Annotated in this window: 17 protein-coding genes and 2 tRNA genes; 10 read left to right on the plus strand and 9 right to left on the minus strand. The window is 68.0% G+C overall.

The window, feature by feature from the left end; all coding sequences use genetic code 11:
- The first annotated feature begins 14 nt into the window (after positions 1-14).
- Both IEY07_RS09565 and IEY07_RS09570 read left to right on the plus strand, forming a co-directional pair.
- Positions 15-818, plus strand: coding sequence for an Fpg/Nei family DNA glycosylase (locus tag IEY07_RS09565; protein ID WP_188894980.1), 804 nt, complete (start codon positions 15-17; stop codon positions 816-818).
- Entirely contained in the window at positions 800-2,452 is a 1,653-nt protein-coding gene (locus IEY07_RS09570) for a hypothetical protein (RefSeq protein ID WP_188894981.1), read from the plus strand. The genes IEY07_RS09565 and IEY07_RS09570 overlap by 19 nt, the downstream gene beginning before the upstream one ends.
- 480 nt (positions 2,453-2,932) lie before the next feature.
- Here IEY07_RS09570 and IEY07_RS09575 read toward each other — a convergent pair whose 3' ends face one another.
- Genes IEY07_RS09575 through IEY07_RS09585 form a run of 3 tightly spaced genes read right to left on the minus strand, consistent with a single transcriptional unit; the run spans position 2,933 to position 6,111 of the window.
- Positions 2,933-3,226 (minus strand): DUF503 domain-containing protein, encoded by a 294-nt coding sequence (locus tag IEY07_RS09575; protein WP_188894982.1) that lies wholly within the window; start codon positions 3,224-3,226, stop codon positions 2,933-2,935.
- 10 nt (positions 3,227-3,236) lie between these two features.
- A complete protein-coding gene (locus tag IEY07_RS09580; protein WP_188894983.1) occupies positions 3,237-4,646 on the minus strand; it encodes a DNA polymerase IV in 1,410 nt (469 codons plus the stop codon).
- Between the two features lie 52 nt (positions 4,647-4,698).
- The gene (locus IEY07_RS09585; protein WP_229669898.1) at positions 4,699-6,111 is read right to left on the minus strand and encodes a DHA2 family efflux MFS transporter permease subunit; all 1,413 of its coding nucleotides are present in this window, start codon (positions 6,109-6,111) and stop codon (positions 4,699-4,701) included.
- 179 nt (positions 6,112-6,290) lie between these two features.
- On the opposite strand from IEY07_RS09585, the gene IEY07_RS09590 reads away from it, so the two are divergent.
- From IEY07_RS09590 to IEY07_RS09615, 6 genes are all read left to right on the plus strand, one after another.
- Positions 6,291-8,717 carry a DUF8508 domain-containing protein gene (locus tag IEY07_RS09590; protein WP_188894984.1) on the plus strand — a complete coding sequence of 809 codons (2,427 nt, stop codon included), beginning with the start codon at positions 6,291-6,293 and terminating at the stop codon, positions 8,715-8,717.
- Positions 8,718-8,742: 25 nt separating this feature from the next.
- Positions 8,743-9,858: an NAD(P)/FAD-dependent oxidoreductase gene (locus tag IEY07_RS09595; protein WP_188894985.1), complete on the plus strand. Its 1,116-nt coding sequence runs from the start codon at positions 8,743-8,745 to the stop codon at positions 9,856-9,858.
- Positions 9,859-9,900: 42 nt separating this feature from the next.
- A complete protein-coding gene (locus IEY07_RS09600; RefSeq protein ID WP_188894986.1) occupies positions 9,901-10,530 on the plus strand; it encodes a hypothetical protein in 630 nt (209 codons plus the stop codon).
- Between the two features lie 84 nt (positions 10,531-10,614).
- A complete protein-coding gene (locus tag IEY07_RS09605) occupies positions 10,615-11,244 on the plus strand; it encodes a hypothetical protein (protein ID WP_188894987.1) in 630 nt (209 codons plus the stop codon).
- Positions 11,245-11,341: 97 nt separating this feature from the next.
- Positions 11,342-11,417: transfer RNA gene (locus IEY07_RS09610), tRNA-Pro, on the plus strand.
- 235 nt (positions 11,418-11,652) lie between these two features.
- A tRNA-Gly gene (locus IEY07_RS09615) sits at positions 11,653-11,726 on the plus strand.
- Between the two features lie 19 nt (positions 11,727-11,745).
- Here IEY07_RS09615 and IEY07_RS09620 read toward each other — a convergent pair.
- Genes IEY07_RS09620 through IEY07_RS09630 form a run of 3 tightly spaced genes read right to left on the minus strand, consistent with a single transcriptional unit; the run spans position 11,746 to position 13,913 of the window.
- Positions 11,746-12,852, minus strand: a complete 1,107-nt coding sequence (locus IEY07_RS09620; RefSeq protein WP_188894988.1) for an aminotransferase class V-fold PLP-dependent enzyme — start codon at positions 12,850-12,852, stop codon at positions 11,746-11,748.
- A 25-nt stretch (positions 12,853-12,877) separates the two neighbouring features.
- Positions 12,878-13,150 carry a DUF6295 family protein gene (locus IEY07_RS09625; RefSeq protein ID WP_188894990.1) on the minus strand — a complete coding sequence of 91 codons (273 nt, stop codon included), beginning with the start codon at positions 13,148-13,150 and terminating at the stop codon, positions 12,878-12,880.
- A gap of 28 nt (positions 13,151-13,178) precedes the next feature.
- Positions 13,179-13,913, minus strand: a complete 735-nt coding sequence (locus IEY07_RS09630) for a dienelactone hydrolase family protein (RefSeq protein ID WP_188894991.1) — start codon at positions 13,911-13,913, stop codon at positions 13,179-13,181.
- Positions 13,914-14,088: 175 nt separating this feature from the next.
- Between IEY07_RS09630 and IEY07_RS09635 the strand changes: the two genes are divergently transcribed.
- A complete protein-coding gene (locus IEY07_RS09635; protein ID WP_229669899.1) occupies positions 14,089-16,008 on the plus strand; it encodes a glycoside hydrolase family 76 protein in 1,920 nt (639 codons plus the stop codon).
- Between the two features lie 19 nt (positions 16,009-16,027).
- Here IEY07_RS09635 and IEY07_RS09640 read toward each other — a convergent pair whose 3' ends face one another.
- On the minus strand, positions 16,028-17,044 hold the full coding sequence (locus IEY07_RS09640; RefSeq protein WP_229669900.1) for a DUF4037 domain-containing protein: 1,017 nt from the start codon (positions 17,042-17,044) through the stop codon (positions 16,028-16,030).
- Between the two features lie 359 nt (positions 17,045-17,403).
- On the opposite strand from IEY07_RS09640, the gene tig reads away from it, so the two are divergent.
- On the plus strand, positions 17,404-18,885 hold the full coding sequence (gene tig, locus IEY07_RS09645) for a trigger factor (RefSeq protein WP_188894997.1): 1,482 nt from the start codon (positions 17,404-17,406) through the stop codon (positions 18,883-18,885).
- A gap of 88 nt (positions 18,886-18,973) precedes the next feature.
- Here the strand turns inward: tig and IEY07_RS09650 are convergent, their stop codons facing one another.
- Both IEY07_RS09650 and IEY07_RS09655 read right to left on the minus strand, forming a co-directional pair.
- A complete protein-coding gene (locus tag IEY07_RS09650) occupies positions 18,974-19,789 on the minus strand; it encodes a DUF1684 domain-containing protein (protein ID WP_188894999.1) in 816 nt (271 codons plus the stop codon).
- A gap of 56 nt (positions 19,790-19,845) precedes the next feature.
- Positions 19,846-20,442 (minus strand): TMEM175 family protein, encoded by a 597-nt coding sequence (locus IEY07_RS09655; protein WP_229669901.1) that lies wholly within the window; start codon positions 20,440-20,442, stop codon positions 19,846-19,848.
- Positions 20,443-20,479 lie beyond the last annotated feature (37 nt).

The following is a 20,479-nucleotide window of genomic DNA, read 5'->3' on the forward strand; positions in this document are numbered from 1 at the left end:
CAAAGGAGGTCCCGATGCCCGAGGGTCATACCCTGCATCGACTGGCACTCGACCTCAGCGCCGCGTTCGCCGGGACCAGGCCCCAGGTGAGCAGCCCGCAGGGCAGATTCGCGGAGTCCGCGGCGATCATCTCGGGCCGGCCGTGCTCGGGCGCCCAGGCCCAGGGCAAGCACCTGTGGATCGAATTCGAAGATCATCTGCTGCACATCCACCTCGGCCTGATCGGCAAGTTCCGGATCGCGCCGCCGGCGCCGCCGCGGGGTGAGATCCGGGTCCGGATCGCGACACCGGAGGTGGCCGCCGACCTGAGTGGTCCGCAGCTGTGCGTGCTGCGGACACCGGAGGAGATGGCCGCCCAACTCGCCAAGCTCGGTCCGGACCCGCTGCGCAAGGACGCCGACCCGGAGCTGGCCTGGGCCAGGATCCACCGGTCCGCCCGTCCGGTCGCGGCGTTGCTGATGGACCAGACTGTGCTTTCCGGGGTCGGCAATGTCTATCGGGCCGAGGTTCTGTTCCGCAACCGGATCGGACCGCACGTCGAGGGCAGGAAGCTCAGCCGCCGTTCCTGGGACGCGATCTGGAACGATCTGATCACCCTGATGCCGCAGGGAGTGGTGGACAACCGGATCGACACCGTACGACCCGAGCACACGCCCGAGGCGATGGGCCGGCCGCCGCGCGTCGATGATCATGGCGGTGAGGTGTACGTCTATCGCAGGGCGGGAATGGACTGCCTGGTCTGCGGATCGCGGGTCAGGACCGAGGTCCTGGATGGCCGCAATCTCTTCTGGTGCGGACGATGCCAGCGCAGGAGCTGATCTTCGTCAGCGGCGACCTCGAGGTCACTGTCGGCGCTGCCGGCTTCCCGGTACGCGTCCGGTGCGCCGGGCGGCCCGGCCAGGACTACTTCGCCGCGCAGTATGAACCGGGCCCGTTGATCATGGACGGCCGACCGCAGCGCTGGGAGCCCGTCGGGCTGGTGACCGATGTCGACGAGACCGAGGCCCGGTACGCCCTCGTTGATCATCCGGAGCTGGAGTACACCGTCCGCAACTCCTTCGCCGGCCACTGGCAGCAGCGCCACATGCTGGTCAACACGTCGTCGGCCACCATCGTCGTCGACCGCTGGCAACTGGCTCTGGCGCCGGCCCCGGGCTGCCTCGGCTGGGGATCGGCGATCGGCGGCGATGCCACCTGGGCGGTGCAGCCGACCGACGGGCAGGGGCCGCTGGTCTTCGGCGAGCTGGTCCAGGGGTCGGTCACCGAGTTGGTGGCCGGCGACGAGCCCGGTGTCGCGACCGGGACGATCGTGCTGTCCGCCAATCGCCGGATCGTGCTGCAGTGGCGGATCGACACCGCGGCCGACACCGCGAGCATCGCCCGGACCCGTCAGCCGGTGCTGTCCGGTCGCACCGATCTGGGCCTCAATCAGGCCTTCGAGGTCGCCGATCCGGACAGTGCCGTGGTGAGTGAGGATCCGGTGATGGTCAGCACCGAGGGCGACCTGCAGGTGCTGACCAGCGATCGGGCCGGCCGCTATCCGGTCGAGTTGCGGTCCGGCCGGGGAACGACCGTCCTCGACCTGGCCTGGGTGCCCGGCGCCGACGAGCTCGTCGCGACCCTCAGCCGGACCTGGTTGGACCATCGCAGCGGTGCCGGGATCGGGGTGATTCCCGGTCCTGGTGCGGCGCTCGGGCTGCAGCAGGCCGTGATCGGCCGATTGACCGATGAGGTCGACGATGCCGAGGATGCTCTGGCCCTGCACACCGGCCGATTGCTGGACCGGCCGGAGATCTCGATCATGGACCAGGCCTATCTGGCCCAGGAGAGCGTACGGACCGGTGACCCCGAGCCGCTCCGGCGGGCCCGGTCCGCCTTCCTGGAGATCGACCGTCCGGAGCCGGGCGTCGGTCTGGCCGCCACCCGGATCTGCCTGGCGGAGTTGGCGCTGGGTGGCAGCCCCGCCGAGGTGATCGGCCGGCTGCAGGAGATCGCCCGTGCTGCGGCCCCCGACGACGGTGATCATGGCGACCGTGGTCATGGGGACCGTGGTCATGGGGGCCGTGATCATGGGGCGGAGGACGACCTGGTCCGTGCCGCAGCATGGCTGGAGTTGATCACCGTCACCGGGCCGTCGGCCGGTCAGACCTCCGATTCGGCGATCCGGCATGCTCTGGCGGTCGGCGCCGGCCTGGGATCCGGGCTGCCCGGCGCGAGGATCGGTACGACGCCGCCCGGCGTGACCTGCTACGCGGCGGCGGTGCTCGACCTGCTGCCCGACCGGTTCGGGTCCGAGCTCGAGCAGCGGTGGGGGATGACGGCGCACACCCTGGCCGACCAGGCGCGGACGTCGGCATTGGCCGCGGCGTTGTTTCCCAAGGGCCCGGATCCGACGCCCAATGATCTTGACCAGACCATCGGCTGGGTGGTGCTGGGCAAGCCGATCGAGTGACCTGTCGACAGGGTCAGTGTGGTGGTCGCAGTCATCATTGTCGGCCCGATCCAAAGGCACCGACGCCATCATCGTGAGCGCTTCAACTCGCACTTTTGGTGCTCCACCGGGCACTCAGCTGAGCGTCGAGTCGGCACCGTCACTGGGGATCCTGGTCCGGGCAACATCGCTGTTTCCATTTCCGCTGATTCTGTCGCCGACGATCGAGCCGCCACGGCGTGTCGCCCCGGGGCAGACCATCCTCGGTCACAAAACCAGCGGCTCCGCAAGCCGTTCCACCACCGGAACACGCGCGCACAGGATCATCCCACCGCGTAGCACGGTGTCCCGTTTCCCCCGTCCGGCTCCCATGCCCTCAAGCGGCGCGACCTACGCCGCAGATTCGACGTCTCGGAAACGGCCGTTGCCGGTCCACCATCCGTGGCCGCCATCGCGGGGTCGGGTCCTTCGACAGGCTCAGGGGGTCGGGAGCAAGGCTTGTCAGTCGTCGGAGCGGGAGAAGCCGCGATGGGCGGAGAGCAGCTCGAATTCGCCGCGACCGGCGACCAGCACTTCGGCGCTGTCCAGCACCTCGGTCAGATGCCCGTGATCTGGTCCCACGCAACCGATCCCGATCAACGCTCGCCGGTGCAGGTCGAGGTGGCCGACCTCGGCCGCGCTGAACTGGAACCTCCGGCGCAGCTCGGCGACCAGCGGCCGTACGACGGCTCGTTTCTCCTTGAGGGAATGCACATCTCCCAGCAGGAGGTCGAATTCGATCCAGCCGATCCACATCGGTCCATGATCACATGCGATGGAGGAGTGGGTCGTCGTCGGCGAAGGTACGCACCGGCCCGGGCGGGCTCGCCGACGTCTCGAAACGCACCGTCACCCGACCCAGGCCCGCGCCCCAGACCCAGCCGCGTCCGTGCTCGTCGTGCTCGACGTCGGCGCCCGGCGGCCAGTCCAGCCGCCGTCGCACCCGGTGCAGCCCGGCAGCCTCGGCGTCGACGCCGCCGCTCGGCTGCCGCTCCAGGGCGGCCGGATCGTCTCTGATCGACTGTGCACCCTCGTCTGCCGCCGGTTCCGCCGAGGCGACCTCAGCGTCGACGTCGTCCTCGGCCTGGTCCGCGGCCTCCGCAGAGGAGAACAGATCCTCCTGCAGGACGTCGGTCAATCCCGCGACCCCGACGCCCAGCAGCCGTACGCCCGAGGAGGTGTCGACCTCGTCCAGCAGCGACCGGGCGATCTGGCTGATCAGCTCCACCCGGTCGGTCGCGCCGGTCAGCGTCCGGCTCCGGGTGTGGGTGACGAATCCGTGCAGCCGCACCTTGATTGTCACCGTCCGGGCGAAGAGCCGCGCTGCGGTCAACCGGACCGCCACCTGCCGGGCGTCGGTCTCGATGATTCGCAGCAGCTCGGCCCGGTCGACCAGGTCGGTCTCGAAAGTGTCCTCGACCGAGATCGACTTCGCCTCCCGTTCGGGCTCGACGCCACGATCGTCCCGGGCCAGTGCGAGCTCCTTGAGCACCGATCCGTGCGCCCGGCCGACCTCACGGACCAGCTCGTCGAGGTCGATCGCCTGCAGGTCGGCGATCGTGGTGATGCCGATCCGGCGCAGTTTGTCGAAGGTCGCCGGACCGACCCCCGGGATGGCGCGGATGCTCATCGGGCTGATCAGCTCCACCTCCGCGCCCGGCTCGACGAGCGTGAAGCCGTCGGGTTTGCCCAGCTCGGTGGCCAGTTTCGCGATGAATTTCGAGGTGCCGATCCCGATCGATGCTGTCAGGCCGTCGGTCGCCTCGGCGACGTCGGTCTTGATCCGGGTCGCCAACGCGGTCAGCGATTCGCGATCGAAACCGATCGGCTCGGTGGCTGCACCGAGATCGACGAAGGCCTCGTCGAGGCTGAGCGGCTCGACCAGCGGCGACAGCTCGCGCAGCACGCCCATCACCGCTCGGCTGGCCACCCGATAGGCGTCGAACCGGCCGGACAGAAAGGCGGCGTACGGGCAGCGTCGGCGGGCTTCGGCGGTCGGCATCGCCGAGTGCACGCCGAAGACCCGCGCTTCGTACGACGCGGTCGAGACGACCCCGCGCGGTCCGATCCCGCCCACGACCACCGGTTTGCCGCGCAACGACGGCTTGTCCCGCTGTTCGACCGAGGCGAAGAACGCATCCAGGTCCAGATGCAAGATCGACGCCCGGCTCCTCACCCCGGCATTGTCTCCCAGCAGCCCAAACCGCCCACATCGCGGCGGGCCGCGCTCAGTCGAGCTGGTCGGCGAGCCGGTCCGCGCTCGCCCGGGCCCAGCGGCCACTGGTCACCAGCCCGAGGACCAGCACCAGCACGCCGCAGCCGATGATCATGAACCAGCCACCCCGGCCCGGGACCGGACCGTGCAGCGCGGTCTGCAGCACCGTGGCCCCCGACAGCGCGACCCCGAGCGACGAGCCGATCTGCCGACTGGTCGAGGCGGTCGCCGCGGCCACACCGGCCATCGCGCGGGGCATCCCGGACACGGCGGTGTTGGTGATCGGTGCATTGACGACACCGAAGCCGATGCCGAAAACGAAGTAGGTCAGCACGAGCTGCCAGGTCGGCGTGTTGACGTCCAACAGGGTGAGAAGGCAGCCCGCGACGGTGATCCCGATACCCGCCACCAGCAAAGACGGTCGCGGTCCGCGGGCGCCGACCAGGCGACCCGACAACGGCGCCAGGATGACCGTCATGACCGCCATCGGCAGCGTGTGCAGGCCGGCATCGAAGGCCGACATGCCGCGCAGATTCTGCAGGTACAAGACATTCAGGAAGACGAAGCTGCTCATCCCGGCGAATGCGCTGATCGCGATCAGGGTCGCACCGGCGAACGGCACACTGCGGAAGAAGCCCAGCTCGATCAGCGGGTCGGTGCGCCGCGGCTCGTAGATCAGCAACCCGATCAGGGCCGCGACGAAGATCGCGAAGAAGCCGAGGATCTCCGGGCTCAGCCAGCCGTGTGCTGGACCTTCGATGATCGCGTACGTCACCGAGCCGAGGATGATGATCACCAGCACCTGGCCGACCGGGTCGACCCGTCTGGTCCGGGCGGCGCGGGATTCCGGCACCAGCAGCCCGGTCAGGATGACCGCGATCAGGGTGACGGGGACGTTGAGCCAGAAGATCGCGCGCCAGCCGATCGAGTCGACGATGCCGCCGCCGATCAACGGGCCGAGCGCCTGGCTGAAGCCGACGACGCCGCCCCAGATGCCGATCGCCCGGGCCCGTTCGGCACGCCCGGTGAAGGTGTTGGTGATGATCGACATCGCGACCGGGTTGAGCATCGAGCCGCCGACCGCCTGCAGCATCCGGAAGACCACCAGCCAGCCCAGGGACGGTGCCAGGCTGCAGAGCAGCGATGCCGTGCCGAAGATCACCAGCCCGACCTGGAAGATCCGCTTGCGGCCCAACCGGTCGCCGGTCGATCCGCCGAGCATCAGCAGACTCGCCAGCACCAGCGTGTAGGCGTCGATCGTCCACTGCATGCCGCTGACGCCGGCGTCGAGGTCACGGCGCATGGTCGGCAGGGCGACGTTGACGACCGTCGAGTCCAGCGACACGATGAACAGGCTCATGCAGCAGGTCGCCAGGACCGCCATCCGACGCCGGTGGGAGAGCTCGACGGCGGGCGGGGCGGTCACGGACACAGCGATCCTTCGGGGAGAGTTTGTAGCCGCTCCACGATAATCCGTGCCAGGGTGTGGCTCGTTCACAACCCTGTGTTCACCCATCCGCGGTTGGATGCGGTGTTGGATGCCTGACCCGTCCAGAATTCCGTGCCCGAAGCGTCGACCGCTCCGGCAATGACGAGGGGGGAAGCGTGCAGAAGTCGCCACGATCTCGTACGGCCGGTCTCGCGACCGCAGCGCTGCTGGCTCTGGGGGCCGGTACGACGGTCGCTCTCACCGGAGCGCTGCCCGCCGGCGCGGCGCCGTCGGACGGCTTGGTGATCAACGAGGTGTACGGCGGCGGTGGCAACTCCGGCGCGACGTACACCCAGGATTTCGTCGAGATCACCAACCGCGGCAGCAGCGCGATCTCGGTCGACGGGTATTCGGTGCAGTACACCTCCTCCAGTGGCACCGCCAGCTGGCAGACCACACCGCTGTCGGGCTCGATCGCTCCCGGAGCGTTCTACCTGGTCGCCGAGGCGAAGGGCAGCGGCGGCAGCACGGCACTGCCGACCCCGGACGCCACCGGCACGATCGCGATGTCGGCGACCGCAGGCACAGTCGCCCTGGTCGACTCCACGACCGCGCTGACCTGCCACACTTCCGCCGACTGCGCGAGTGCTGTCGTCGACCTGGTCGGCTTCGGCTCGGCGGCGATCGACGAAGGATCCCCGGCGGCAGGCGCCTCCAACAGCGAATCGGTGCAGCGCAGCAGTGCCCCCGACTCCGACGACAACTCCCAGGACTTCACTGCCGGGGATCCGACCCCGGCGGCGGCCAACAGCGGCGGCGACGGCGGCACCGGGACCGGTGAACCCGGCCCCCTGCGCATCCACGACATCCAGGGTGACAGTTGGATCTCACCGCACGACGGCGACGCCGTGACCAACGTGCCGGGCATTGTCACCGGCGTACGGACGCAGGGCAGCAGCAAGGGCTTCTGGTTCCAGGACCCCGACCCCGACAACGACCCGGCTACCAGCGAAGGCCTGTTCGCCTTCACCTCCTCGCCGACGGTCAAGGTCGGCGACTCGGTGCTGGTCTCGGGCACCGTGCAGGACTACTACCCGCTGTCCAGCGGGGAGACGCTGTCCACCACCTCCAATCTCTCGACCACCGAGCTCGACTCGCTCACGGTGATCGTGCTCACTCATGATCAACAGGTGCCGGCCGCGGAGAGGGTCACCGGCGCCGACCTGCCGGACGCCTACGCTCATGATCTTGGTGGCGGCGATATTGAGAAGACGTCGCTCGACCCGTCCCGTTCGGTGCTGGACTTCTGGGAGTCGCGTGAGGGCATGCGCGTCGAGGTCGATGATGTGCGGGTTGTCGGGCCGAGCAACGCCTACGGCGAGCAGTACGTGACGCTCAAGCCGAAGGAGAATCCCAGCTACCGCGGTGGCACCGAACTGCTGGCCGAGAACCAGACCCCGACCGGCCGGCTGGAGATCGTTCCGGTCGACGGCAGCAACCCGGCGGTCCAGGTCGGCGACCTGATCAACGGCGCGACCGTCGGGCCGGTCGAGTGGTCCTCGTACGGCGGCTACACGATCGCGGCAACTACACTCGGCACGGTGCAGCACAACAAGCTGAAGCCGGTCGTCGCCACGCCGCAGTCGAAGAAGCAGCTGGCGATCGCCACCTACAACGTGGAGAACCTGGCGCCGTCGGATCCGGCGAGCAAGTTCACCGCACTCGCGGACGGAATCGTCAAGAACCTGTCATCGCCCGATATCGTCGCCCTGGAAGAGGTCCAGGACAACGACGGTGCCACCGATGACGGTGTGGTCGCGGCCGATCAGACGCTGAAGAAGCTGACCAGCGCCATTGTCGCCGAAGGCGGCCCGGACTACGCCTGGCGCTCGGTCGATCCGGTCAGCGACCAGGACGGTGGCGAACCGGGCGGCAACATCCGCAACGTCTTCCTCTACACCACCGACCGGGTCTCCTTCACCGATCGTGGCGGTGCATCAACGGACCGGTCGACGACCGGAACTACGGTGACCAAGGTGAAGGGCGAACCGGCGCTGACCCTGTCGCCCGGCCGGATCGACCCGACCAACCCGGTCTGGGCCTCCAGCCGCAAGCCGCTGGTCGGACAGTTCTCCTTCAAGGGCAAACCGGTCTTCGTGATCGCCAACCACTTCGACGCCAAGCTCGGTGATCAGAACGCCGACGGCCGTTATCAGTACCCCGAGCAGAGCTCGCAGACCCAGCGGGCAGGCCAGGCTCTGGTGGTGCACGACTTCGTGCAGCAGATCCTTGATGTGGACAAGAAGGCCGATGTGGTCGTGGTCGGCGACCTGAACGACTACCAGTTCAGCCCTGCGCTGTCGGTGCTCAAGACGGGCTCCGCCGCCGGTACGGGGACGGCGAATCTCACCGATCTGATCACGACGCTGCCCGTCAAGCAGCAATACACCTACGTCTACGACGGGATCTCCGAGGTCCTTGATCACATCCTGGTGACCAAGGGCGCGGACAAGAACGTCGAATACCAGGTGGTCCACATCAACGCCGAATTCACCAACCAGACCAGTGATCACGATCCCCAGGTGGTGCGCCTGAATCCCTGATCGGGCGATACGACAGGATGTGATCATGGCTGCTGATCACAGAACCGTCGTTGTCGGGTCGGGGATCGCTGGTGCCAGTGCCGCCTTCGGCCTGGCCCGGCGCGGGGCGGCGGTGACCATCGTCGACGACGGAGCCGTCGGCCAGGCCACAGCCGCCAGTGCGGGGATCATCATGCCGTGGGCGACCAGCGACGACGGCCCGTTCTACGACCTGTACGCCGCCGGTGCCGCCTTCTATCCCGAACTGCTGGCCCTGCTGGCCGATCTCGGCATCACCCGGACCGACTTCCGGCGCAGCGGTGGCTTGATCGTCAACGCCGATCCTGATCTGCTGGACCAGAGCTACCAGCGGGTGATCGGGCGCAAACAAGCAGCCGGCGCCGCGGGCGCGGTGATCGGCAGTGTGGAGAAGATCGACAACGCGGCCGCGCGGGACCTGTTCCCGCCGCTGGCCGAGGGCTTGGACGCGATCTTCATCTCCGGCGGTGGCCGGGTCGACGGCCGTACGCTGCGGGACGCGCTCCTGCAAGCAGCCACCCAACTGGGAGCCGAAAGGGTCGTCGGCCACGCCGCAGTCGATCATGACGGTACGCGTCCGGTGACCACCGTCGACGGCCGGCAACTGCCCGCCGATTCCGTGGTTGTGGCGACCGGCGCCTGGAGCCGGGATCTGCTCTCCGGGCTGGGCTATCAGACGCCGGTGCAGCCGCAGAAGGGGCAGATCAGCCACTTGCGCGTCGAGGCCGACACATCCGGCTGGCCGACACTTCACCCGATCAGCCATCACTATCTGGTCCCGTTCGACGACGGCCGGATCGCGGTTGGCGCGACGCGCGAGACCGGGAGCGGCTTCGACACCCGGGTCACGGCGGCCGGGCAGCTGCAGGTGCTGCAGGACGCGCTGTCGGTCGCACCGGGACTCGCTGACGCGACCTTGATCGAGACCCGGGTCGGGCTCCGGCCGCTGGCCGATGATCTTCCGGTGGCCGGCGCCGTACCGGCCTGCCCCGGCCTGTATGTGACGGTCGGTTACGGCGCGGGCGGGCTGACGATGGGACCGCGGATCGGGGACGCGATCGCCCGGTTGATCATCGGCGAACCGGCTCCGGAGATTGAGGCCGTGGCACCGCGGCCCGCCTGAGTGTCGACCCGGACGAACCGTCCGGGCCGTACCATCGCTTGCGTGACGATGCCGAGCGATCCGCCGCCCGCGGGCGGCCAGCCGGTCGTGGTCGAGCTGTCGACCATCGACAGCCGCATCATGATCATCTTCGGTGGCGCGTTGTTCCTGGGGCTGGGCGGTCTCGCGGCGTACGGGGCGATCAGTGGTCACATCGAGGGCGAGGACCCCGGTACCGAGCGGATCATTTCCGGCTGTATCGCCGTGTTCTTCCTCGGGTTCGCCGCCCTGATCCTCGCCTCGTTGCCGACCGCGATGCGGGACCGGTCCTTCGCGATCGACGTGCGAGGCATCCGGTACCAAGATCGGAAGCGTCGCTCCTGGGCCTGTGAGTGGTCCGAATTCGATGAGCTCCGGCTGGAGACGGCCGAGCGTGCGACACGGTCCGGCAACACCATCCCCCGGGTCAGGCTGATCATGAAGCCCACCGATCCCGGCTTCGGCGCGAAGCATCCGACGATGTCACGCTTCGCCGGTCATTACGGGGCCAAGGCAGGGGAGTACGGCATGCCGCTCGGCCCCGACCTCTCGATCGCGGACCAGCTCGACGAGGCGATCCGCGGCACCGGTGCCCGGTGCTACACGGGCAAGATCTACACCGGGATGATCTACGGGCTGGGTGGGTACGCCTGAGCGACATCCCGCCGCACGCGGTGTCGCGGCGAGCACGCTCCTGGGGCCGCGACGGATGACCCCTCAGCCCGTACGATCGCGGCCATGACGACACCCGCCGGACCGCCCCGTTCCGGACCCGCCCAGCCGGTGTTCATCGAGCTGTCGACTACTGCGACCCGGATGAAACTCATCCTCGGGACCGCTCTGATGCTGCTCTTCGGGGGCTTTGCCGCGTACGGAGCGCTGAGCGGCCACATCGACGGTGACAACCCCGTTGCCGGGCGGATCATCTCCGGCTGTTTCGCCCTGCTGTTCCTGGGGCTGGGTATCCCGATGCTGATCTCGATGCCGACGATGCTGCGCTCGCGGTCCTTCGTCGTCGATAGCCAAGGCATCCAGTACCAAGATCGAAAAGGTCGCGGCTGGGCCTGCACGTGGCCGGAGTTCGACCAGTTGCGGGTGGAGACGGCTTATCGCCCGAGCCGGACCGGCGGCCGCGGCCGGGTCAGATTGATCATGAAACCGTCTGATGCCGGTTTCGGGCAACGGCATCCGTCGATGTCGCGGTTCGCCGGGCACTTCGGAGGCAAGGCGGGGGAGTACGGCATGCCGCTCGGACCCGACGTCTCGATCGCCGAGCAGCTCGACTCGGCCATCCGTGGCGCCGGTGTGGGTTGCTACGGCGGCCTGGTCGACACCGGAATGGTCATCGGCCCGGGTGGCTACGTCTGAGCGCCGGTCCGACACATCGAGCATCGACTCGCCCGGAATGAATTTGAGGCACCCCCGCGGTGCCCTAGACTCATCGGGCACGCCGGAGACGGCGCGCCGGGGCGTAGCGTAGTGGCTAGCGCGTCTGCTTTGGGAGCAGAAGACCGCCGGTTCGAGTCCGGTCGCCCCGACCAAGTCCTCCAACGGAGATCTCTCCGGCGGAGTTCCCACGTCAGTTGCTCATTCCCGCAGGTCGTCTTCGATCGCGCACCAGCTTTGGATGATGCCGGGTCCGGGAACTGGCGCGGCACGACGGACCTGGTGCGGCAGGACGGAACGGGTGCCGGGTCGAAGGGCTCGTGCCGGACCGGTCGTTTGGCGACCGGAGCCGTACGACCACTACACTGACCGCTGGTCCCGAGCGGCCGTGCGGATGTAGCTCAATGGCAGAGCCCCAGCCTTCCAAGCTGGTCATGCGGGTTCGATTCCCGTCATCCGCTCCAGATCGCCTCGCACCATCCGTCAAGCCGACAGTTCTGACACCAGCGCCTCGATCAGTGGCTCGAGTTCGTCATCGGCCAGGCACTGCGGATTGATCGCGACCGACCCGCCCTCGACGCCGACCGCGACCGGGGGCTTACGGCGCAGCAGCCGGTCGCGCAATTCCGGTGCGGTCAGCCCTGCTTGGTCGATGTAAGCCCGCGGGATCTCCCGCGGCTGGATCCCCGGCACAGTCGGATAGCCGATCCGGGCCGTGCATCCCGGCACCTCGTTCACCGCTGCCACGACCGACTCGGAAAGCCGTCGCCAGCGCGCGAAGATCGCGCCGTAGTCCCGCTGCACGAAGAGCTCGACCGCCGTCACCAGACCGACGATCGTCTCCTTGTCGGTCTTCATCGACCGCCCGATGCTGTGGTTGGGGAAGTTGGTGAGACTGCACTCGGTGATCAACGGCTCGGTGCCGAGGATGAATCCGGATGACTGCGGACCCCCGATCTCCTTGCCACCGCTGAAGACCACCAGGTCGGCCCCGTCGGCCAGGAACGACGTCAGATTCCCGACCGGCGGCAGCTCCGCGGCGGCATCGACGACCAGGGGGATGCCGTGCGGTTTTACGAGGGCCGCCACATCCCGCAGCGGCAGCGAACCGGGCATCCCGGACGCGCCCGCGAAGTAGAACAACAGGGCCGTACGGTCGGTGATCGCCGCGTCGACCTGTTCGAGAGTCGTCGACGTCGAAGTACCGACCTCGACGAGCTCGGCGCCGGCAAGTCGTACGGCCTGGTCGTAGACCATCCGATGCGCTGCCAGCACCAGTGCCTGGTCACGCATCCCGGTAGTGTCGGGCAGCTGCCGGATCCGCTCCGGATCACCGTGTGCGAGACAGGCCGCCGTGGCGACGGCGAGTCCTGCGGCAGCGCCGGAGGTGACGCAGGCCGCCTCGGCGCCCGCCAACCGGGCGATCGTCGTGCCTGCCCGGTCCAGGAGCAGGGGAACATCGACGAAGGAACCGGACGCCGCCGCCATCGCCTCCAGCACCCGCGGATCCATCCGGGAGCCGCCGACCACGGTCACCGTGCCCAGCGCGTTGATCAGCGGCGCGACGCCGAATCGTTCGTAGACGCCCACGCGCCGTTCCCCTGGATCTCGTCGCTCAGCCGGCGGCGATGATCTCCGGCGGCACCGCCGCCAGTGCGTCCTCGATCGCCTGGACCAAGGCCCGTGCCGACTCGGCGGTCAGCTCGAGGGCCACCCGCTGGCCGGGCCCGGCGGACGGGTCGGCGATGTCGATGTTGAGCGCGTGCCCGGCCATCGCGTGCACCGGATGGTCGTAGTAGACGGTGGCGTGGTCGACGTGGAACCACTTGCTCGACGGCCCCTTGGCGCTGCCGTTCAGTTCGGTGATGACGGTGTTGTACGTGCACATGGCGAGCCCTCTCGCGGGTCGGGGATGGTCAGCTGAGGTGAGTGCCGTAGAAGGTTTCGATCCGCTCCCAGCCGTCGTTGGCCGCCGACACGCTGTAGGACGGCCGGTCGGGGGAGAAGAAGCCGTGCCCGGCGCCGTCGTAGCGATGGAATTCGTGCGGCTTGCCGAGATCGTCCAACCGCTGGTCGAGCTCGTCCACCAGCGCCGGCGTGGGAGAGCGGTCCTCGTTGCCGAACAGGCCGAGCAGCGGGCAGCCCAGGCTGGGCAGGTCGGTGACCAGATTCGGCCGGTTGGACTCCGGCGGCGGCGTACCGACCACCAGAGCGCCGTAGCAGTCGACGGCCGCGTCGAGATCGAGATGGCAGGCCGCCAGCACCGATTGCCGGCCGCCGGAGCAGTAGCCGATCACTCCGACCTTGCCGTTGCTCCACTCCTGCCCGCGCAGGTACGCCGCCGCCCCTGCCACGTCGTCCAGCAGTTGCGAGTCGTCCACTCCGCCCTGGGCCCGGACCGCGGCCGCCGCATCGCTGGGCTCGGCGCCGGGCGCCTGCCGCCAATAGAGATTCGGGCAGATCGCGTCGTAGCCGAGCTCAGCGAAGCGTCGGGTGATCTCCTTGGTCGAGCGGTCGTAGCCGGGCATGTGATGGATCACGACGACGCCGCCGCGCCGTCCGGCGTCGTCCGCGGTGGCGAGGTAGGCCTCGATATCGGTGCCGTCGCGGCTGCCGATCGTCACCGTGCGTGCGGTAATGGTGTCGGTCACTGCTGTTGTCCTTTCCATCCTCGCAAGACGAGCGGCGCTGATGTCCGCTGAAACGCACATTAGGGGAGCGCCGCGATCCGATCGGCGGCGCCCCGTCCGTGTTGACGCGAGAGGGCCGCTCGGCCATACTTCGAATGCTCGGGGGAACGTTTCCACAGCCCTTCGGAGTTCAATGATGATCACTCACAGCCGGCCCTTCGGCCGTGCTCTGCGCGCCGCACTGTTGGGGCTGGTCGCCCTGGCCGTGTGCCTCGTGCCCGCTGCAGCAGCCCACGCCAGTCCGGCGAAGAAGACCACACCTTCCGCATCGACCGCCGTCGCCCGCGCCCGTGTCGCCGCCGACGTCCTGATGAGCTCCTACGACCCCGACAAGGCATGGTTCCCCTCCAGCTGGTGGAATTCCGCGGTCGCGCTGGAGACCATCGGTGACTATATGCAGCGCACCGGCGACAAGCGCTACCTTCCGCAACTGGAGAACACCTTCGAGAAGGACCAGGGCACCTTTCCGGCCGGCGTCCTGTCAGGCGACCCGCTGCTGGGCAACTTCACCAGCCGTGCGATCGACGATTCCGAGTGGTGGGGCCTGACCTGGCTGCAGGCGTACGACCTCACTCACCAGAAGAAGTATCTGGACATGTCGATCAAGATCGCCGACTACGTCTACGGCTACTGGGACACCAGCACCTGCGGCGGCGGAGTCTGGTGGAATGCCGAACGGACCTACAAGAACGCCGTTACCAACGGGCTGTGGATCCGGCTCACGGCAGAACTGCACAACCGCATCCACGGCGACCGGCTGTGGCTGAGCCGTTCCACCACAGCCTGGAAATGGTTCGTCGGCAGCGGCATGATCAACTCTCAGGGTCTGGTCAACGACGGGCTCAACGACGACTGCACCAATAACGGTCAGACCGTCTACAGCTACAACCAGGGCCTGGCGATCGGGGCCGGACTCGAGCTGTGGCGGGCCACGAAGAATCCGGAGATCCTGGCCACCGTCCGTAGTCTGGCCAGCGCCGCGATGACATCCAGTGCGCTGACCAGCAACGGCATCCTGACCGAGAGCTGCGATGCCACCGACCAGACCTGCGACGACAACGGCAAGCAGTTCAAGGGCATCTTCATGCGCTACTGGACCGACCTCGTCGACACCACCCACAACCCGAAGTACACGGCCTTCCTGGACAGGCAGGCCGAGAGCATCTGGAACGACGATCGCGATGCGGCCAACCGGCTCGGCACTCGCTGGTCCGGCGAGACCAGCGATGATCATCCCAACGTCTTCGACTGGCGGACCCAGGCCAGTGCGTTGAGCGCGCTGATCGGAGTGATCCCGCAGCAGGCACCGAAACAGTCCTTGGCCGCGACCATGTCGCCGGCCCAACCGGTGATCATGCCCGCTGCGTCCGGGTCGACCAGGATCACCATTGATCTCGGCGTCTCTGCGACCGGGTCGAGGCCGATCACCGCGGGGTCGTCGGTCCGGCTGCCGAGCGGCTGGAGCGTCTCGCCGGCGCGGAGCAGCGTACGGCTCAACCCACACGGCACCGCGAAGCCGGTCTACGGCAGCATTCCGTTGCAGGTCACGGTTCCGGCGGACGCGACCGACGGCGACAACCTGATCACTGCGACGGTCACCGACGGCGACCAGACCTTCAGCACCCAGGCCGACGTGCTGGTCGCCCACAAGATCGACTTCGACACCGGCACGGCCGCCGAGAATCCGTGGTTGTTCGATGCCGACGGATCCCAGAGCAACGGCGTCCAGAACCGCTTCGCCGATGGCAACAGCCACTTCACCTACCTCTTCCCGTTCCCATCTGACGCGGTGTCGGCCACAGTGACGCTGACGATCGACGCCGAGTTCCTGGTCCAGGTCAGCTCTGACAACCAGAGCTGGACGACGGTGCTGCAGGAGGACCAGCCGGTCACCGACGGATCCAACAAGGCCGACCGGACGGTCGACCTGACGCCGTATCTCGGCCCTGGTTCCGGTGGTGACAAGCCGGTCTATGTGAAGGTCTCGGACAACTTCCCCGATGACGGCTGGGGCGGTCGGGTCTATCACGTGACGGCCAGCGACACCGAGGGCTGACGCGGAACATCCGGCCCGTTCAGGCGGGCTCGAGCATCCGCAGCAGACGGTCCCGGGAGATGCCCAGCACCTCCCGGGGCCGTTCCGCGCCGCCGACCGGGAACGCCTCGGCGATCGTGACCACCTCGGGATCGGTGATCCTGGCCCGCAGTGCGGCCGGGAAATCACCCCAGAGCACTCCGAACGGCCGATCCCACATCCGCTCGATGCTCGTCGGTACCGGTTCGGTGATGGCCAGTCGGTTGTGCAGCGCGGCGACCCTCTCGTACGCCTCCTGCAATGCCGACTCTCGGTCCTGCCAGCGCCGGGCATGGAGCACGCGGTGCAGGATCGGTGACAATTCCGGGCCGCATTCGAGGCGGCTGAATGCGGTGCCGAACCATTTGTCGTACGGCGCATAGGTGCGCTCGAGCAGAAAACACAATCCCATCAGATCGTGGACGAGTCTGGTCCCGATCACCGCTGAGCCCAGTTCGTCACCGACAAAACCGCTGCGGCCGACCAGGTTGAGTTCGGGATGTACGCGCCACCAGCCGGCGAGCATCAGGTAGTACCAGACGTCGTCGGGGTAGTAGTGGAACCGGTCGATCGCATCCGTCAGACCGACCTCGTCGTGGAAGATGGCGCCGCCGGTGACCATGATCAACCGGGACTCCGCCCAGGTCAGCCAGTCGACCGGCCTGATGGCTGCATCGACGTCGAACCGCAGTTGTTCGGCAACGTAGCCGCGGATCGTGGTCACGCGATACTGCGTCGGCCGGCCGGCGAACTTCTCCGGTACGGCCGCCGCCAGCGCATCGCCGAGCCCGGACGCGTAGCGCTCGTGATCATCGTCGGCGAGGAAGATCAACACCCGCGCCTCGTCGTTGTGGTCTGCTGACATCAGGTCGTCGTAGCCGAGCACCTCCGAGCCGCGGCCGAGCAGCGCGGCGGCGTTCGGTACGGCGGCGAATCCGGAATCGAGGACCGGTCGCACGCATTCGGTGTAGAAATCGGAACACAGTTGCCGGCCGGAGATGAATTGGTCGCCTGTCACAGCCAGAACACTGGCACGCATGCGTCCTGGAATTCAATGGACTCTCCGAAATTCAATGCGGATTATCGAATCGGGTCCAAGTGAATTCGGTAATTCATATTCTACCGCAATCCCGGCGCATTCGTACCGAATTCGCTCCGATTGCCCATCTCTCGGTCATCCCCGGCCGGCCGGGGTGAGGGGCGGGGCGGGCAGGTCGGCGGTGGTTGGTTTGTCGCGCGGGGGAGCCGACCGTAGGATTACGTGGGCCCAAATCGGCGCGTCACCGTGCCGGGCCGGGCTCGTGAAGCGTCAACCCAACCGTCTAGTTCCACGTGGCCGACGATGTACGCGTCTGGTCACGCCCTCAGGAGTAACACGTGCCCAGCACCGTCGAGCAGTTGAGCCCCTCGCGGGTGAAGATCACGGTCGAGGTCCCGTTCGCGGATCTGAAGCCGAACATGGACAAGGCCTACCGCGACCTCGCCTCCCAGGTGCAGATCCCCGGTTTCCGCAAGGGCAAGGTCCCGCCGCGGATCCTCGACCAGCGGTTCGGCCGCGGCGCGATCCTCTCCGAGGCCCTCAACGACGCGCTGCCCAGTCTCTACAACGACGCGGTCGTGGACAACAAGCTGTCCCCGCTGGCCCAGCCCGAGGTCGAGGTCACCAAGCTCGAGGACGGTGAGCTGGTCGAATTCACCGCCGAGGTGGATGTCCGGCCCGACTTCGACGTCCCGAGCTTCGACACGATCTCGGCGACCGTCGACGCCATCGAGATCACCGACAAGGCGGTCGAGGAGCGGCTGGACTCGCTGCGCGCCCGGTTCGGCTCGCTGGACGAGGTCGACCGCCCGGTCGAGGACGGCGACCACCTGATCATCGATCTGGTCGCCCGCCAGGACGGCGAGCCGCTCGAGGACGCCAACGTCACCGACGTCTCCTACGAGGTCGGCACCGGCCGGATGGTCGACGGCCTGGACGAGGCCGTGATCGGCCTGTCCGCCGGTGAGTCGAAGAAGTTCGAGTCCAAGCTGGTCGGCGGACCGCTCAAGAACGAGGACGCCGAGGTCGAGGTCACCGTCAAGAAGGTGCAGGTCCAGGACCTGCCCGCAGCCGACGACGAATTCGCCCAGCTGGCCAGCGAATTCGACACCATCGAGGAGTTGCGGGTCGACCTCAAGCGCGAACTGGAGGAGAACGGCCGCGCCGAGCAGGCCAATGCGGCCCGCGACAAGGTCCTTGAGGCACTGATCGCCGAGATCGACGTCGAGGTGCCCGAGGGCGTCCTGAAGGCGGAGGTCGAGTCGCGCCGCGAGCAGATCACCACCCAGCTCGCCCAGGCCGGCCTGACGCTCGACCAGTACCTGGAGGAGATCGCGGCCGACGAGGACGAGGAGTCCGACGAGGACGAGCCGACGGACGCCGAGTCGTTCTGGGCGCAGACCGAGAAGCGTTCCGCGGACGCTCTCAAGGCCCAGATGGTCCTGGACAAGATCGCCGACGACCGCGAGGTCGGCGTCGAGCAGGACGAGCTGAGCGCCTACCTGGTGCGTCGTGCCCAGGCGTCCGGGACCACCCCGGACCAGGAGGTGCAGCACATGCTCGAGCACAACCACATCCCCGAGTACATGAGCGAGATCCGCCGCAGCAAGGTGCTCGACCAGATCGTGGCCCAGGCGACGGTGAACGACAGCAACGGGCAGACCCTTGATCTCGGCCTGCCGCAGCCCGAGAGCGCCGCCGACGATGAGGCCGCCGAGGGCGACGTGATCGAGGGCGACGTGATCGACGGCGAGGTCGAAGACTCCACCGAGGTCGAAGGCCAGACGCAGGAAGCCGACACCGAGGACGCCAAGGCCTGATCCTGGGCGGCGGTCACGCCACAAACGACAGTTGTAGGACGAGGAGGGCGCTCAGCGCCCTCCTCGCTTCTGTTTCGAGCTCGTTCAGCTAGTTGTGCTCGTACGGGATCTTCTCGCCGGCCTCGATCGCGACCGGGACCCGGTTCTCGGCCGGCGGAAGCGGGCAGGTCGCGTACACCGTGTAGGCGCAGGGCAGGTTGCCGGCCCGGTTGAAGTCCAGCAGCACGGTGCCGTCAGCCGCCGGCGCATCGATCGTGAGCGAGCGATTGGCGGCGTAGGTCGTCCGCCCCGAGGTCTCGTCGGTGAAGAGCGCCATCAGGCCGCCGTGGGACTCGAAGACCGTCAGCGCCAGCTCGGTGCCGTCGAGCTCGAACTCCACCCGACCGGGGGCCTGGTAGATGTGCTGCAATCCCTCGACCGCCGCGCCGACCGTGGTCGGCCGGGGCTCGTCGAATGCGACGTAGCGTCCGGTCACCGCCCAGCGCGGGTCCGGTTCGTAGGCCGGGGTGCCGCGGAAGTCGACCCGCAGCGGGTGCTCAGGATGCCGGGGCCGGATGATGTCGAAGCCGCCGCGCTTGCCGATCTCGATCACCGCATCGCCCGCGGTGACATTGATACCGCTCCGCTCGGCGATCATGCCGAAGTCGTGCTGTCCGGTGATCGTGGTGCCGTCGACCTCGATTGTCTCGCCCTGATCCAGGACCACGTGCACGCCATGGTCGTCACTGGACCAGCTGCCAGGCGCATCGTCGAAGCGCTGCGGTTCCGGGCCGAGGAAGTTGATCGAGGTGATCGCCAGGAATCCGTGCGGTGCCGAGAGTTTGGCCTCCTTGGCGCGGTGCCAGTCCTGCCACTCCTGCCGGAAGGTCGAGATGTGCTCGGCCTGGCCCTGGATCGTGGTCATCTCGGTGCTCCTCCGGTCCCGGGGCCTCTCCGGTTCAACCCGGCCCCACCATCACCCTAGGTCGTCGCGTCGCCCGCGGGCGCTCGTCCCGATCCCCGGACATCGAGCAGCACGCCCAGCGGCCGCTCCAGGGCAAGGACAACCACCGGCCACATGCTCCAGGCCGGATGGATCATCGCCGTGACCAGCGCCACCACGATCAGCCCGGCAGGGATCACGTGCCGGAGCACGACCCGCCGGCCGAGCCTCTCGGCGCCGAGCAGACCGGCGCCGGCGAGCAGCAGTTCCTCGGTCATCAGCAGGATCCGGACGGCCAGGATCACGCCGAGATACAACCCGAGTCCCAGGCGGTCGCGCCCGGACCCCGAGACGAACAGCACGGTGACGACCGGGACCGCCATGATCCCGGCCAGCCAGTAGAGGTTGGCCTGCATGACAGAGCGGGTGTAGCCCTCAGCCCTGCTGAACAGACGGTGGTGTGCGCGCCAGTAACCGCCGATCACCGCGAAGCTGATCGCCGCCGCGATCAGTGCGGTGTGGTTCTCCCGCAGGAAGGAGACCGCGGGACGGCCGTCCAACTCGCGGGCGCTGTCGACCAGCGGCAGGACGATCAGGGTGATGGCGATCGCCACTACCGCATCACTGAAGAACACCAGGCGTTCGAGCCCGTTGCGGTCTTCGGTCGGCTCA

Source organism: Microlunatus endophyticus (assembly GCF_014646195.1).
GTDB lineage: Bacteria > Actinomycetota > Actinomycetes > Propionibacteriales > Propionibacteriaceae > Microlunatus > Microlunatus endophyticus.

Bases quoted from the DNA above. Each gene is read 5' to 3' on its own strand.
- IEY07_RS09595 (WP_188894985.1), top strand. From the start codon at position 8,743: ATGGCTGCTGATCACAGAACCGTCGTTGTCGGGTCGGGGATCGCTGGT.
- IEY07_RS09565 (WP_188894980.1), top strand. From the start codon at position 15: ATGCCCGAGGGTCATACCCTGCATCGACTGGCACTCGACCTCAGCGCC.
- IEY07_RS09605 (WP_188894987.1), top strand. From the start codon at position 10,615: ATGACGACACCCGCCGGACCGCCCCGTTCCGGACCCGCCCAGCCGGTG.
- IEY07_RS09625 (WP_188894990.1), bottom strand. From the start codon at position 13,150: ATGTGCACGTACAACACCGTCATCACCGAACTGAACGGCAGCGCCAAG.
- IEY07_RS09570 (WP_188894981.1), top strand. From the start codon at position 800: ATGCCAGCGCAGGAGCTGATCTTCGTCAGCGGCGACCTCGAGGTCACT.
- IEY07_RS09650 (WP_188894999.1), bottom strand. From the start codon at position 19,789: ATGACCACGATCCAGGGCCAGGCCGAGCACATCTCGACCTTCCGGCAG.
- IEY07_RS09635 (WP_229669899.1), top strand. From the start codon at position 14,089: ATGATCACTCACAGCCGGCCCTTCGGCCGTGCTCTGCGCGCCGCACTG.
- IEY07_RS09575 (WP_188894982.1), bottom strand. From the start codon at position 3,226: ATGTGGATCGGCTGGATCGAATTCGACCTCCTGCTGGGAGATGTGCAT.